The sequence below is a fragment of the Clostridium sp. genome, assembly GCF_036642255.1.
Classification (GTDB): Bacteria; Bacillota; Clostridia; order Clostridiales; family Clostridiaceae; genus Clostridium_J.
Genome location: NZ_JAVWDJ010000031.1, coordinates 1 through 15,700, shown reverse-complemented (window position 1 = coordinate 15,700; position 15,700 = coordinate 1). Strand labels below are relative to the sequence as shown.

Sequence of the window (15,700 nt, the reverse complement as noted above, 5' to 3'; positions counted from 1 at the left end):
TGTAAGTAGAGGAGATATTATGATAGAAACACCTAGATCAAATAGATTGCATATTGGCATTTATGGTAGAAGGAATGCTGGGAAGTCAAGTGTCATAAATGCTATAACGAATCAGAATATAGCACTTGTATCTAATGTAAAAGGTACTACAACTGATCCAGTTTATAAAGCCATGGAGCTTCTTCCTATTGGGCCAGTAGTATTTATTGATACTGCTGGTATAGATGATGTTGGAGAAATTGGAAACTTGAGGGTCGAAAGAACAAAAGAAGTAATAAATAAAACTGATCTTGCTTTGATAATTTTTTCCGTAGAAGACTTTCGAGATGATAATGAAAATATCAGGTTAGAGATGCAATGGTGTGAAAACCTTAAGAAAAAGTCAATTCCTATAATAGGAGTGCTTAACAAAGTTGATCTAATAGTAGAAAGAAATTTTATTGATGAAGCTTTAGAGAAATTAAGAATAAAATTTAACATACCATTTATATCAATTAGTGCAGATAAAAACATCCATGTAGATGAATTAAAATCCACTATTGTAAAATTAGCTCCAACAGATTTTGAAAGTACTACATTAATTGGAGATATCATAAGTCCAGGGGATAAAGTCTTATTGGTTGCTCCCCAAGATATCCAAGCGCCAAAGGGAAGACTTATACTACCTCAAGTACAAGTGATAAGAGATTTATTAGATAATAAAGCTATTCCCGTCACAGTGACTTTAGATAATTTAGGGAATGGACTGGAACTTCTAAATAATAAACCAGATTTAGTAATAACTGATTCTCAAATTTTTAAAGTTGTAAATTCTAAAGTATATGAATGTGTTCCATTAACGTCTTTTTCTATTATAATGGCACGTTCAAAAGGAGATTTAAATGAATTTATCAAAGGAGCTAAGGTAATATCTTCTCTTAAGGAAGGCGATAAGATACTTATAGCTGAAGCCTGCACACATCATCAATTAAAAGGGGATATAGCAAGGGAAAAGCTGCCCACATGGTTAAAATCTATAGTTGGAAGCATCATAATAGATAATTATTCGGGTAAAGATTTTCCTGAAAATTTGAGAGAATACAAATTAGTAATCCACTGTGGTTCTTGTATGTTTAATAGAGCCCAAATGTTATCTAGAATTGACATTTGTAAAGAAGTTAAGGTTCCCATAACAAATTTTGGTATTGCAATTGCTGAAATAAATGGTATCCTTGATAGGGTAGTAGAACCTTTTAAATTTAAAAATTAAATTAAAAAACTACAGTACTTAAGTTTGTTTTAAGTGCTGTAGTTTTTACTACTATTTTACCTAATTGCAAATTGTTGCTTTAATTTTTATATCAAAGTATACTTACAAAACTAAAGAAATATACGTAATTTCCCTTGGTGCATCCGGTTTACAGTTGGAACACTCAATATTGCTCACCAGTGCAAGTTTGGTAAGATAGTAGCACGCTTCTCTGTACATATGGTCTAGCATTAATGGCATTAATACTAATACACTAAGGATTTCTTTTTCTGAAATGGTTAATAAAAAAGGTTTGAATTAGAATAACCCTACAATTTTCATTGTAGGGTTACAAAACTTTATTTAGTCATTATCTTTTAATATAATGTGTATGAAGTAGCTCATGAGCTTTATGACTGTTTGGTTTTCCAAGGTATTCTTCATATAATTTTTTAACCTCAGGATTTTCATGTGATTTTCTTATTGATTTTCCTTTATCTTCATTATAAAGAACTTGCATTCTACCTTCAATAATATCTAATCTATTATTGGAATATGGCTGACCACCACCATTAATACATCCTCCTGGACAAGCCATTACTTCAATGAAGTGATAGTCTGCTTTACCAGTTCTAATATCTTCTAAAAGTGCTTTAGCGTTACCAAGTCCACTAACTATAGCTACTTTTATGTCATTGCCATTTATGTTAACCTTTGCTTCTTTAACACCAGTTAATCCTCTAATTCCTTCAAAATCAACTTTATCTAGAGTGCTTTCGGTAATCCATTCATAAGCAGTACGTAATGCAGCTTCCATTACTCCACCACTAGTTCCAAATATTACCCCTGCACCTGTTGATTCTCCCATTGGATTATCAAAACTTTCGTCTTGTAGTGAGTTAAAATCTATTCCTGCTTCCTTAATCATTCTTGCAAGTTCTCTTGTACTAATAACTATATCAACATCTTTTACTCCACTTTCAAGAGTAAATTCTTCTCTTGCTGCTTCAGACTTTTTAGCTATACAAGGCATTACTGAAACAACAACTAGATTTTCAGGTTTAATATTCATTTTTTCTGCAAAATATGATTTTGCAACCGATCCCCACATTTGTTGAGGTGACTTACAAGTGGAAGGTAAGTGTAGTAAATCATGATAATGTTTTTCAATAAATGTTATCCAGCCTGGACAACAGCTTGTTATCATCGGAAGATTTTTACCTTCTTGAACTCTACCTAAAAATTCAGTTGCTTCTTCTAAAATTGTTAAATCTGCTGCAAAATCTGTATCAAAGACTTTATCGAAACCTAGGCTTCTCAAAGCTGCAGCCATTTTACCAGTTACAGATGTACCTGGTTCAACACCAAACTCTTCACCTAAAGCAGTACGTACTGCAGGTGCAGTTTGAACAATAACTATTTTATCATTATCAGCTAAGTTTCTCCATACTTTAGAGGTATTGTCTTTTTCAACAAGAGCTCCAGTAGGACATACAGCTACACATTGTCCACAGAAAGTACATTTAGTATCTTTAAGGTCTGCACCAAAAGCAGGAGCTATAGTTGTATTGAAACCTCTGTTGATTGATGAAATTGCACCAACCTTTTGAACCTCATTACAAACAGTTTCACATCTTCTACAAAGGATACATTTTGATGTATCTCTAGCAATAGAGTAGTTATTAGATTCCTTTTGGCATATAGATTTATCACCACTAAATTCTATATTTCTTATTCCGTATTCCGCAGCTAGTTGTTGTAATTCGCAATTCATACTTTTTGCACAAGTTAAACATTCATTTGGATGATCTGAAAGTAATAATTCTAAAATTGTTTTTCTTGCACTTAAAGCCTTTGGAGAACTAGTTTTTATAACCATACCTGGAGTTACAGGAGTGCAGCATGCAGGAGCTAAATTTCTTCTTCCTTCTACTTCAACAACACATACTCTACATGAACCAGGCTTGTTTTCTGTTTTTTTATCATGGAGATTCAAATAGCAAAGTGTAGGTATTTTAATATTTAGGGTTTTTGCAGCATCTAAAATAGTTTTACCTTGCTCAACTTGAACTTCTTTATCATTTATTTTAAGTGTAACTAAACTCAATGTTGACACCTCTTTCATAACTTTTTTTGATTAAATTAAATCTATTGCATCTACAGGGCAGCAGGATTGACAAGCTCCACACTTAATACATTTATCTTGATCAATCACATGCTTAGTTTTAACTTTTCCACTGATGCAACTAACAGGACATTGTCTAGCACACTTCGTACAACCTATGCATCTATCTGAAACAACATACTTCATTAAGTCTTTACATACCCCAGCTGGGCATGTTTTATCTATAACATGTGCTTCATATTCATTACGGAAGTATTTCATTGTACTTAAAATAGGGTTTGGAGCGGTTTGACCAAGTCCACATAAAGATGTATCTTTGATGGCTTGTGATAAAGACTGAAGTTTATCTAAATCTTCTTCAGTTCCTTTTCCTTTACTAATCTTATCTAATATTTCAAGAAGACGAGTATTTCCAACCCTGCATGGAGTACACTTTCCACATGATTCTTCTTTTGTGAATTCTAAGTAAAATTTTGCGATGTCAACCATACAGTTATCTTCATCCATAACAATCATTCCACCAGAACCCATCATAGAGCCTATAGAATTTAATGATTCATAATCAATAGGTATATCTAGATGTTCCTTAGGTATACATCCACCTGACGGTCCACCTGTTTGAACAGCCTTAAATTCACGACCGTTTTTGATTCCACCACCGATTTCATAAATAATCTCTCTTAAGGTAGTTCCCATAGGAACTTCTACTAGTCCAACATTATTAATTTTTCCCGCTAAGGCGAAAACTTTTGTGCCTTTTGATGTTGCAGTACCAATTGAACTATACCATTTAGCTCCCTTATTTATAATTGCAGGTATGTTAGCAAAGGTTTCAACATTGTTTACAGAGGTAGGTTTATTCCATAATCCTGATTCAGCAGGGAATGGAGGTTTATTTGTTGGTTCTCCACGTTGTCCTTCTATAGAGTGAATAAGAGCAGTTTCTTCTCCACATACAAAGGCTCCTGCTCCATATTTAATTTGAATATCGAAATCGAAATTTGTTCCCATTATGTTTTTGCCAAGTAAGCCCAATTTCCTAGCTTGTTCGATTGCAATTCTTAATCTATTAATTGCTAGTGGATACTCAGCTCTAATATATACACAACCAATTGTGGCACCAATACAGTACCCAGCAATTGCCATTGCTTCAATAACACTATGTGGGTCGCCTTCAAGTATTGAACGATCCATAAATGCACCTGGGTCACCTTCATCAGCATTACAAATAATATATTTTTGATCTGCATCATATGCTTTAGCAAACTGCCATTTCTTTCCGGTAGGGAAGCCACCGCCACCTCGGCCTCTTAGTCCAGATTCTATCATAATATTGATAACATCATCTTGAGTATATTCATTCAAACATTTACCAAGAGCTATATAGCCTTCTTCAGCAATGTACTCATTGATATCTTCTGGGTTAATTAGTCCACAATTTCTTAAAGCAATTCTTACTTGTTTTTTATAAAAGGTCATTTCATCTTGAGTTTTAACCTTTTCTTTTATTGTTGGTTCCTCATATAACAATCTTTCAATTGTATTACCATTTACAATATGATCTGTTACTATGTCATGAGCATCCTCAGGAGTAACATGAACATAAAATACATCATCGGGAGTTACTTTAATTATTGGACCTTTTTCACAAAATCCAAAACATCCTGTTATTGAAACAAATACTTCATTTTCTAAACCAACAGCTTTCAATTCATTTTCTAGATTAGACATAATTAAGTCACTTTGAGCAGATTTACATCCAGTACCACCACAAATTAAAATTTCTCTTTTGTGGCTATTCTCTTTAGGTTGAAATTTATCTAAACCAGTAGATTTTCTAATATCTAGTAAAGATTTATGCTCTTTGTGAAGTTGCTTTAACTCGTTAAAAGAATTAATTTTATTCAAAATTTTTACCCCCTCAGTTACATGTATTCTCCTATTATTTTTGAAACTTGGTCAGTAGAGACATGTCCATAAACTTTATCATTTACTGTTACAACTGGTGCTAATCCACATGCTCCAACACATCTTAGGGAACCTACAGTAAATTTCATATCTGAAGAAGTTTCCCCAGATTTAATATTAAGTTGTTTTTCGAATTCTTTAAGGACATCTCCAGCACCTCTAACAAAGCAAGCTGTTCCCATGCAAACGTTTACCACATATTTCCCTCTAGGTTCAGTAGTGAAGAAGGAATAAAATGTAACCACGCCATAAACATTGGATAGAGGAAGATTTAATTTTTCAGCCACGAAGGCTTGTACTTCAGATGGAAGATATCCAAAGATATGTTGAGCCTTATGCAATACTTCGATTAGTGCACCTTCTTTTGACGGAAGATTATTAATAAATGATTCTAAGTCCTTATACATTTGATTTTTATCATTATTACAGCACACTTAAAAATTGCCCCCTTTAATTTAAAAAAATATTATATATTTTTTGGAATTTCAAAATAAAAAAATTTTATACTTTGAAAATTATTTAACAATGTCAGATATAGTATAATACTTTTCTTGCAGATTGTATAGTATCAAATTTATGTATTTAGCTATTTTTAGACATTTTTTTTGTAAATTTTATGTTAAAAAAATAATTCCTATTGTCATATATATTATAAATGAAATTTTTTATTCATAATACGATATAATTTTATCACATTAAAGCAATAAAATTATGGAAATTCAACTAATAATCATCCATATATGGAAAATCGAACAAAAAATATTTTTCTGATATTAATTCTAAGGAAATATTAAACATGTTTTTTTAATATGAATTTTTCTTAAACGTAAAATTCATTTATAAAAATATTTAATTTTTAACGTATATGTATTTACTTCACATTAATGTAATAATATGGTAAAATTAGGTTATTATATTTTTCCATATCTATCTTTTATACGCTATGAACAATTCCATTTATGTCTTATTTCAAATTAAGCATTTATGATACAACATGCGCATTTAAATAATAATTTTTATTATTTTGAGAAAAATTACTTAAATTATTACTTTTTATAGATGTGATTTGCCCATTGAAAATAATTTATGATTTTAAAGGGCTTTATTAATAAGGAGGAAATTATGAAGGCTATTATTAATGCCACAAGTTATGACTTTAAAAATTTCAACAAAGATATATATATTATTTTTAATGATGTGATTAAAGAAGTTGGACCTATGAGTAATTTTGACACTTTAGACAAAACTGCATTTGATACTATAATTGATGCTAGTGATTCAATAGTGATGCCAGGATTAATTAATGGACATACTCACATATATTCAACTCTCTCTCGAGGGATGAACCTTGCTTTCAACCCAAAATCTTTTAAGCAGATTTTAGAACAATTGTGGTGGAAACTAGATAGTGTTTTAGAAAGACCTGATTGTTATATAAGTGGAGTTGTGTACGGGTTAGACAGCATTAAAAGTGGAGTTACTACTTTGATTGATCACCATGCAAGTGGAGGAGAAATATTAGGAACATTAACCGAACTTAAGACCGCCATATGTGATGATTTAGGCATGAGAGGGATTTTTTGTTTTGAAACTAGCGATAGGTTTAATGTGGATGAATGTATTGATGAAAATATACAATTTTCACAAGCTAGAAGGGAAAATTATTGTGGATTATTTGGAATGCATGCATCAATGACCCTTTCAGATAATACATTAGATAAGATTTCCTATTCCAAAGGAAAATTACCTATTCACATGCATGTAGCAGAAAGTATGGAAGATGAAGCAGATTCCATTGTTAATTATGATAAAACTGTGGTTGAAAGATTACATGACTATAAGTTGCTCACTGAAGATTCAATCCTTGCTCATTGTGTACACATCAATGAGAATGAAGCTAGTGTATTAAAAGAATCTAATGTATATGTTGCTTTAAACCCAACCTCAAATATGAACAATGCTGTTGGATTACCTAATTATAGACTATTAAAAAGATACAACGTACCGTGCATTATCGGAAATGATGGGTTAGGGGCGAATATTACAAGAGAATATTTAAATCTTACCTATTCTATGAAGAATAAATATAAAGACCCATTAGCTTTTAGTCTAGATGATTTACTAGTTTTAATCAACAATACTTATAGTTATGTGTCTAAACAGTTAAATGTGAAAATTGGTAGAATTCAAGAAAATTACGTGTCAGATTTAATTATCGTTCCATATAAACCTCCTACTAATTTAGATGGTGATAACATTTTTAGTCATGTGTTTTTTGGATTGTTTGATAATTTCACACCAAAAGACGTTTATTGCGGAGGTAAAGAATTAATGAAGAACTATAAAATATCACTTCCATCTAATGATGTGTTTGAAAAAAGTATTCATGCATCTTCAAAAATATGGAATAAATTAAGATGAGAATTTATACATTTCTATAAAAAGACTTATTTTTTTGAGGGGGATATTATGAATCTTAGTACATCTATATGTGGAATAGAATTGAAAAATCCATTGATGCCAGCATCAGGACCATTAGTTGGAGATGAAAGGAAGATGCTTGCATTACAAGGCTTCGGATTAGGAGCTATGGTTACCAAAACCATATCAGTAAATGCTGCAGTAGTGCCAAGACCTTGTATATATGGTGATAACAACAAAATCATGAATGCAGAATTGTGGTCTGAGTTTCCAAGCCATAAGTGGATTGAGGAAATATTACCAAATTTAAAAAAGTGCTTAAACGTGCCTTTGATCATTAGTGCTGGATATACAAAAGAAGATATGGAGTTTTTAATTCCCAAACTTCATCCCTTTGCTGATGCATTTGAAATATCTACTCACTATGTAGGTAAGGACTTGACAGTTATAGGACAAACAGTAGCTACCATAAGAAAATTCACGGATAAACCCATCTTTATGAAAATGAGTCCACATATGCCAGATCCAATTGGCTTCGTTAAGATGGCATTAGATAATGGTGCAAATGGAATAGTTGCTGTAAATTCTCTTGGCCCAAGTATGCTAATAGACCTAATGAAAAGAAAAATATTAGTAGGAAATGATAAAGGTCAGGTTTGGACATCTGGACCTAACATAAAACCAGTTGCTCTTGCTATAGTGGCTATGATTAGAGAAGCTTTTCCTGACATTACAATTATTGGTGTAGGAGGCATTTCAAGTGCTGATGATGTAATAGAGTTTATGCTTGCTGGAGCTGATGCTGTTCAAATGTTATCTTCAGCAATGATAAGAGGAAAAGATTTATATGAAAAAATAGTAAATGATTTACCAAAAGCACTAAAAAAGTATAATTTTAATTCAATTGAAGAAGTAAAAAACACAAATTTAACTAATGAAGTTAAATTTGATCCTACTTATCCAATTATAGAAGAAAATAGATGTACTGGGTGCAAACTTTGTGAAAAAGTTTGTCCATATTTTGCAATGAAGGTGGAAAAAATTGCTTGTGTCCATAAGGAAGAATGCTTTGGATGTGGATTGTGTGAAAGTCGTTGTCCGGTTCATGCTATAAGTGGAGTTTTATAATTAACAAGTTTGGGGGGATATGTGTTGAGAATTAATAATTACTTAAGGCCAAAATCAATAGAAGAAGCCTATAATGAATTAATATCTGAAGGAAATAATGTAGTTTTAGGTGGGGGTGCATATTTAAAGCTTGGAAATAGAAAGATTGATAAAGCAATAGATTTGTATGGACTAAACCTAAATTATATTATTGAATATGATAAATTTATTGAAATAGGGGCTATGACAACTTTAAGAGAAGTTGAAACCTCTGAGATTTTAAAGAATTATTTTGATGGTATTGTTAATAAAGCAGCCTCTGTAATAATGGGAGTACAGCTGCGAAATGTGGCTACAGTAGGAGGTACAGTTGGCGGAAGATATGGATTCTCTGATTTTTTAACTGCGCTATTAGCATTAGATACTACAGTAGAGCTATTTAAAAAAGGAGAAGTAAGTCTAGAAGAATTCTTGTCTTCATCTCAAACTCCTAGAGATATTATTACTAAAATAAAGATAAATAAAGGTATTACAAAGGCATCCTTCAAGGATCTAAGAAATACAGCAACAGATTTTTCTATATTAAATGTAGCTGTTTCAAAAAACGTTGATAGTTTTAAAATTGTTGTGGGCTCAAGGCCAGGAGTTGCAACTATGGCTTACAAATCTATGAATATAATTAATAGTTCACAAAATCCTAAAGAAAATATAGATAATTTATGTAACTCATTGGTAGAAGAATTAAAACTTAGTAGTAATCTAAGAGCTTCTGAAGCTTACAGAAAAGAAGTTGCTAAAGTTTTGGTTAAAAGAGCACTTATGGAGGTATTGTAATGATTGTTAATTTGATTATTAATGGTATAAATAAAAATGTACAAGTAGAACCTGAAGATTTCTTACTAGAGACTCTAAGGACTAATGGGTTTTTAAGTGTAAAAAGAGGTTGTGATACAGGTTCATGTGGAGCATGTACTGTGTTATTAGATGGGAAACCAATACCTTCATGTGCATGGCTTTCTGTTAGGGCAGATGGTCATGAAATTACTACAATTGAAGGAGTACAAGCCGAAGCTGAAGAAATAGGAAAGTTTTTAGCTGCAGAAGGGGTTGAACAATGTGGATATTGTTCACCAAGTTTTGTGCTAACGATACTAGCAATGAAGAGAGAATTAAAAAATCCAAACCTAGATGATATACGTCATTATTTGGTAGGAAATTTATGCAGATGTTCAGGATATGTAGGACATACTCGCGCTATAAAAAAATATCTGGGGGTGGAATAAATGAAAGAGGTTAAGAAATCTATTCCAAAGATTGAAAGTATGGGTTTACTGAAAGGGAAGCCTGTATATACAAATGACCTTGCTCCACAAAATTCTCTGATTTGCAAAGTATTGAGGAGCCCTCATGCATTTGCAGAAATTATGGACATTGATACAGAAGAAGCAATAAAACTATATGGGGTTGAAACAATTTTAACATATAAGGATGTACCAAGAAATGCTGTAACAAGAGCAGGTCAGGGTTATCCAGAGCCTTCACCACATGATAAGTTCATTTTAGATAAATTTGTGAGATATGTTGGAGATGAAGTAGCGGTTGTTGCTGCAATAAATGAAAAAATTGCTGAAGATGCCTTAAGTTTAATTAAGGTTCAATATAAAGTATTTGAACCCGTCCTTGATTTTGAAAAAGCAGAAGGAAATAGTTCAATAATTCATGATGAACCCGAGTGTCATTCTATGTTTGACATTGGCTTTGAACCAAAAAGAAACATTGCAGCAGCATATAGTATGTGTGTTGGTGATATAGATGAAACGTTTAAAAATGCTGAAGTAGTCTTAAGTGGAACTTATTACACTCAAGCACAAGCTCATGTTACTATGGAAACTCACTCTTCTGCAGCTTATCTAGACATGCATGGTAGGGTCAATATAATATCTTCAACACAAAATCCTGTTCATGCTAGAAGAATTGTAGGTACTGCCCTCGGAATTCCTCTTAATAAAATTCGTGTTATGAAACCTAGAATTGGTGGAGGTTATGGTGGAAAGCAAGCTATTCATGGAGAGATGCTTGTTGCTGCTGTAACACTTAAAACAGGCAAACCAAGTAAGCTCATTTACTCAAGAACAGAAGTTTTTGACGCCTCATATAATAGACATCCTATGAGATTCGATGTAAGAGTGGCAGCGAACAAAAATGGAAATATTAAAGGTTTAGATGTTAAGGTGCTTTCTGATACAGGTGCCTATGGAGAACATGCCTTAACAGTATTTATGGTAGGTGGATCAAAAACCCTACCGTTATATAATAAAGTAGATGCAGTAAGATTCGGTGGTAAGGTGGTTTATACAAACCAAACCCCTGCTGGTGCTTTTAGAGGATATGGTGCTATTCAAGGAAATTTTGCATTAGAATCTATTATAGACGAGCTTTCACATAAACTAAATATGGACCCACTTGAGATAAGAAAAATGAACATGATAACTGAAGGTGAAACTTCCCCAGTATTCAAAATTATGGGTGAAGGTGGAGAAGGGGTGGATATGGTTCTAGAAAATTGTAAGCTAGCTTATTGTGTTGACAGAGGATCCCAGCTTATAAATTGGAAAGAAAATTATCCTAGAAAAATCATGGAAAATGGAAAAGTTAGAGGATACGGCATGGCAATAGCTATGCAAGGCTCTGGTATTCCTAAAATAGATATGGCTTCAGCAATTTTAAAACTTAACGATGGTGGTTTCTTTAATTTGTTAATTGGTGCTACTGATTTAGGTACTGGAAGTGATACAATTCTTGCGCAAATAGCGGCAGAAGGATTAGGAGTTTCAACTAGTGATATAGTAGTTTATTCATCAGACACGGATTTAACTCCATTTGATACGGGAGCGTATGCTTCAAGTACAACCTTTGTATCCGGAAATGCAGTAAGGAGAACGGCATATAAGATGAAAGAAATGCTTATTAAAGAAGCAGCTCTTAAATTTGGTGTTTCTGAGGAAAACGTTGACTTTGATGGGGAATTTTTTAGGACCGTTGATGAAAAAATGGAAGTAACTTTAAAGGATCTTTCTACAGAGTTGTATTACAACAATAATCAAAAACAATTGGTTGCTTGTGAATCTTACTGTGGAGAACAGTCACCAGCACCATTTATGGGAGCCTTTGCTGAAGTAGAAGTTGACACTGAAACTGGGAAAGTGGAAGTAAAGGATTATGTGTCCCTAGTTGATTGTGGCACAACAATTAATCCAAATTTAGCTAGAATACAAGTGGAAGGCGGACTTCTTCAAGGAATAGGCATGACACTATACGAAAATGTAGTTCGAAATGTATCAGGAAAACTGTTAACAAATAACCTAATGCACTACAAGGTGGCAACTAGAAAAGATGTAACTAAATTAACTGTTGAATTTGCAGAAAGCTATGAACCTTCAGGTCCATTTGGTGCTAAGTCTGTAGGAGAAATAGGTATAGATACTCCTCCAGCTGCTATAGCCAACGCCATTTATAATGCTTGTGGTGTAAGAATTCGAGAGTTACCAATAACACCTGAAAAGGTTTTAATGGAGTTAAAAAAATTATAGATTAATAGAATTTAAGTAAAAGGAGGTGTAACTATTGAGTATAGAAGCTATTGTTCTAGCGGCCGGATTGTCATCTAGGGCACCAAGTTACAAAATGGCATTGGAGTTTAATAACAAAACTGTTTTACAGACTTGTATTGAAAATATGTACAATGAAGTAGATAAAATTATAGTAGTTGGAGGATACAATTTCCATATAATAAAGAATCTATTGAAAAACTACAATAAGGTGAATTTAGTATCAAATGATAGATATGAGGATGGAATGTTTAGCTCAGTAAGGCTAGGTATAAATTCCATTTCTTCTGATAGATTCTTCCTAATCCCAGGTGATTATGTTCTTGTAGGAAGTAGTATCTACAATTCTTTAATTAATTATGAAAGCAAAAAGTCAATAGTTATACCTTCCTATGAAGGTATAAAGGGTCATCCTGTGTTTTTTAAAAATGATTGCATAAAATCACTAATAAATAGAAGCGAGTTTAATAATTTACGAGAGGTGATTTCCCACATAGGTTTTGAGACCCTAGATTTAAAAGATGAAAGTATTTTATATGATATAGATACCTATGAAGATTATAAATTCGTAAAAGAAAAATATTTTTTTAAGTATGGAAGCAGAGCTTAGGCTCTACTTTTATACAGGAGTATGGGGGTGTTTTAATTGAATAAATGTATAAGTACTCCAATTAATAGGTTTGATGCTGGTGATAAGATTAAAGGAGAGGCAAAGTATCTAGGTGATATTCAATTTGATGACTTACTTTATGCAAAGACCATAAGGTCAACAAAAGCAAGAGCTAAAATAATTTCTATTGAATACCCAGAGCTTCCTGAAGAATATTATATTATAGATAAGAACGATATTCCTGGTAAAAATAATGTGAAAATTATTTCTTACGATATGCCTTTTTTTGCTGAAAATGTAGTGAATTATATTGGAGAACCTATTGGTTTAGTGGTAGGGAAAGAAAAGTCAAAAATACTTAATATACTATCAAAGATTAAGATTAATTATGAAGAGTTAGACCCAATACTTACAATGGAAGAATCAGAATATAAAACCCCAATATATGGAGATAATAATTTATTTGCTGATTATACCTATAAAAAAGGTAGTATTGAAGATGCATACAAAAATGCTTCTAAGGTATTTTCAAAAGAATATGAAACTGGTTATCAAGAACACATATATCTTGAGCCTCAAGGAATTGCAGCAAGTTTTAATAATGATAAAGTAACAATATACGGATCTATTCAATGTCCATATTATGTGAAAGATGCTGTGGTGCAAGCTCTTGGATGGGAAAAAGATAAGGTTCAAATTATACAAAGCACTACTGGTGGAGCTTTTGGTGGAAAAGAAGAATACCCATCTTTAACTGGTGGACATGTTGCCTTTGCTGCAATAAAAACAAAAAAAACTGTGTTGATGATTTTTGATAGAGATGAAGACATTGAGTTCTCTACAAAACGGCATCCATCTAAGATAAAAGTTACCATTTTAATTGATAAAAATAATAAAATAATCGGTATAGATAATGATGTGAAAATAAATGGTGGAGCATACTGCGGTTTAACTAATATTGTTTTGCAAAGGGCTATGTTTAGTGCTACAGGAGCATATAACATCCCAAATGTAAGAGTAAGAGGGAGGTCAATTGCAACAAATACAGTTCCCTGTGGAGGTTTTAGAGGGTTCGGTGCGCCTCAAGGTTTTTTTGCCCTCGAAATGCACATGGAACATGTCGCTAGAGAACTTGGGTTAACACCTTTAGAATTTAAAAATGCAAACTTAGTAAAACAAGGGGACTTAACTTCTACTGGAGGAACTTATAGAGGGTATGTACCTCTAAAAGAATTAATAGAGAAAGTTGAAGAGTTATCTAATTATAGTGATAAATATAAAGAATATAAAGATGGGCTTTATAAGGGTATTGGTATGTCTGTGTTCTTTCATGGTGGTGGGTTCACTGGAAGTGGGGAAAGAGATCATATAAAAGCCGTTGTAAAGTTAAGGAAATACAAAGATGATAAAGTAGAAATACTTATTTCTAATGTTGAAATGGGACAAGGAACTCAAACCACTCTTCGAAAAATTGTGGCTGAGGAATTAAACATTCCAGCAGATCAGGTTATTTTAGTAAACCCTGATACAGATAGAGTTCCAGATTCTGGACCTACAGTAGCCTCAAGAACTATTATGATTGTAGGAAAGCTGTTACAACAAGCCTCAGCTAAATTGAAAAGACACTGGATTGATGGAATGGAACAACAGATAACAGAAAACTATAAATTCCCTGAAGGTTTTTATTGGGATGATTCCAAATTTGAGGGTGACGCTTATAATGAATATTCTTGGGGTGTTAATGTTGTGGAAGTTGAAGTAAATCCTTTAACTTATGAAGTAACTGTTCTAGGAGTATACACAGTATTTGATGTTGGTGTTGCAATTGATGAAAAGATTATCCGAGGACAAATAGATGGTGGAGTAATTCAGGGGTTGGGACATGGATCTATAGAAGTGATGAACATTAAGGACGGAAGGCTAATTCAAAGAACAAATACTGATTATGTAATTCCAACTTCATTAGATTTTCCTAAAGTTGAAAGCGCAATAATAAATAATCCTTATGAAAATGGCCCATTTGGAGCTAAGAGTGCGGGAGAATTAACTTTTGTTGGTGCACCAGTTGCTTATGCCATTGCAGTTAAAAATGCCATTGGTACTAGTAAAAATATAACTCATATTCCAGTAACTCCTGAATACCTAATGGAGGTGATGACAAATGAATGAAATTACATTTATTTTAAATAACAATGAGGTAACAATTGAATGCAATCCTCTAAAAAGATTAATTGATGTGCTAAGAGATGACTTCTCCCTAAAAGGGTCTAAAGAAGGGTGCGGGCAAGGAGAATGTGGTGCTTGTTCTGTAATTATTAACGATGATCTTGTAAATTCATGTTTAATTCCTGTAGGTACACTAAATGATGCTACAATACTAACAATAGATGGATTTAAATTTACAAAAAGATTTGAAGTTCTTAAACAAGCATATGAAGATGCTGGGTCTGTTCAATGTGGTTTCTGCACTCCTGGAATGATTATGGCATCTGAAGCATTGCTAAGGAAAAAACCTCACCCAACGGAGTTAGACATTAGAATTGGAATTTCTGGAAATCTTTGTAGATGTACTGGTTATACTATGATAGTTGAAGCCATTAAACTAGCTTCTGAAAGAGGTGAGGGATTGTGGT

Annotated in this window: 13 protein-coding genes; 9 read left to right on the top strand and 4 right to left on the bottom strand. The window is 32.8% G+C overall.

The annotated features are described in order from the left end of the window. Positions 1 to 19 precede the first annotated feature (19 nt). Complete coding sequence (gene hydF / locus RR409_RS14970; RefSeq protein ID WP_332558573.1) at positions 20 to 1,249, top strand: [FeFe] hydrogenase H-cluster maturation GTPase HydF; 1,230 nt, start codon at positions 20 to 22, stop codon at positions 1,247 to 1,249. 102 nt (positions 1,250 to 1,351) lie between these two features. Here hydF and RR409_RS14965 read toward each other — a convergent pair whose 3' ends face one another. The 4 genes from RR409_RS14965 to RR409_RS14950 all read right to left on the bottom strand — a co-directional run bounded on the left by RR409_RS14965 (position 1,352) and on the right by RR409_RS14950 (position 5,728). Then, the gene (locus RR409_RS14965; RefSeq protein ID WP_332558597.1) at positions 1,352 to 1,510 is read right to left on the bottom strand and encodes a DUF2935 domain-containing protein; all 159 of its coding nucleotides are present in this window, start codon (positions 1,508 to 1,510) and stop codon (positions 1,352 to 1,354) included. Between the two features lie 88 nt (positions 1,511 to 1,598). Beyond that, positions 1,599 to 3,335: an NADH-dependent [FeFe] hydrogenase, group A6 gene (locus RR409_RS14960; RefSeq protein WP_332558572.1), complete on the bottom strand. Its 1,737-nt coding sequence runs from the start codon at positions 3,333 to 3,335 to the stop codon at positions 1,599 to 1,601. A gap of 30 nt (positions 3,336 to 3,365) precedes the next feature. Then, positions 3,366 to 5,261, bottom strand: coding sequence for an NADH-quinone oxidoreductase subunit NuoF (nuoF, locus tag RR409_RS14955; protein ID WP_332558571.1), 1,896 nt, complete (start codon positions 5,259 to 5,261; stop codon positions 3,366 to 3,368). A 17-nt stretch (positions 5,262 to 5,278) separates the two neighbouring features. After that, positions 5,279 to 5,728: an NAD(P)H-dependent oxidoreductase subunit E gene (locus RR409_RS14950; protein ID WP_332558596.1), complete on the bottom strand. Its 450-nt coding sequence runs from the start codon at positions 5,726 to 5,728 to the stop codon at positions 5,279 to 5,281. 715 nt (positions 5,729 to 6,443) lie between these two features. Here RR409_RS14950 and RR409_RS14945 point away from each other — a divergent pair. The 8 genes from RR409_RS14945 to RR409_RS14910 form a co-directional block, all read left to right on the top strand. Next, positions 6,444 to 7,742, top strand: coding sequence for an amidohydrolase family protein (locus tag RR409_RS14945; protein WP_332558570.1), 1,299 nt, complete (start codon positions 6,444 to 6,446; stop codon positions 7,740 to 7,742). A gap of 48 nt (positions 7,743 to 7,790) precedes the next feature. Next, positions 7,791 to 8,870 (top strand): 4Fe-4S binding protein, encoded by a 1,080-nt coding sequence (locus RR409_RS14940; RefSeq protein WP_332558569.1) that lies wholly within the window; start codon positions 7,791 to 7,793, stop codon positions 8,868 to 8,870. A 24-nt stretch (positions 8,871 to 8,894) separates the two neighbouring features. Continuing rightward, positions 8,895 to 9,683 (top strand): FAD binding domain-containing protein, encoded by a 789-nt coding sequence (locus RR409_RS14935; RefSeq protein WP_332558568.1) that lies wholly within the window; start codon positions 8,895 to 8,897, stop codon positions 9,681 to 9,683. Beyond that, on the top strand, positions 9,683 to 10,132 hold the full coding sequence (locus RR409_RS14930) for a 2Fe-2S iron-sulfur cluster-binding protein (protein WP_332558567.1): 450 nt from the start codon (positions 9,683 to 9,685) through the stop codon (positions 10,130 to 10,132). The genes RR409_RS14935 and RR409_RS14930 overlap by 1 nt, the downstream gene beginning before the upstream one ends. Continuing rightward, complete coding sequence (locus RR409_RS14925) at positions 10,133 to 12,439, top strand: molybdopterin cofactor-binding domain-containing protein (RefSeq protein ID WP_332558566.1); 2,307 nt, start codon at positions 10,133 to 10,135, stop codon at positions 12,437 to 12,439. Between the two features lie 34 nt (positions 12,440 to 12,473). After that, positions 12,474 to 13,067 carry a nucleotidyltransferase family protein gene (locus RR409_RS14920; protein WP_332558565.1) on the top strand — a complete coding sequence of 198 codons (594 nt, stop codon included), beginning with the start codon at positions 12,474 to 12,476 and terminating at the stop codon, positions 13,065 to 13,067. 36 nt (positions 13,068 to 13,103) lie between these two features. After that, complete coding sequence (locus RR409_RS14915; RefSeq protein ID WP_332558564.1) at positions 13,104 to 15,236, top strand: xanthine dehydrogenase family protein molybdopterin-binding subunit; 2,133 nt, start codon at positions 13,104 to 13,106, stop codon at positions 15,234 to 15,236. Beyond that, on the top strand, positions 15,229 to 15,700 hold a 472-nt coding region (locus RR409_RS14910; protein WP_332558563.1), incomplete at its 3' end, for a (2Fe-2S)-binding protein. The genes RR409_RS14915 and RR409_RS14910, both read left to right, overlap by 8 nt.

Coding starts and splice junctions, on each gene's coding strand:
- hydF (WP_332558573.1), top strand. CDS start 20: ATGATAGAAACACCTAGATCAAATAGATTGCATATTGGCATTTATGGT.
- RR409_RS14950 (WP_332558596.1), bottom strand. CDS start 5,728: ATGTATAAGGACTTAGAATCATTTATTAATAATCTTCCGTCAAAAGAA.
- RR409_RS14945 (WP_332558570.1), top strand. CDS start 6,444: ATGAAGGCTATTATTAATGCCACAAGTTATGACTTTAAAAATTTCAAC.
- RR409_RS14940 (WP_332558569.1), top strand. CDS start 7,791: ATGAATCTTAGTACATCTATATGTGGAATAGAATTGAAAAATCCATTG.
- RR409_RS14930 (WP_332558567.1), top strand. CDS start 9,683: ATGATTGTTAATTTGATTATTAATGGTATAAATAAAAATGTACAAGTA.
- RR409_RS14925 (WP_332558566.1), top strand. CDS start 10,133: ATGAAAGAGGTTAAGAAATCTATTCCAAAGATTGAAAGTATGGGTTTA.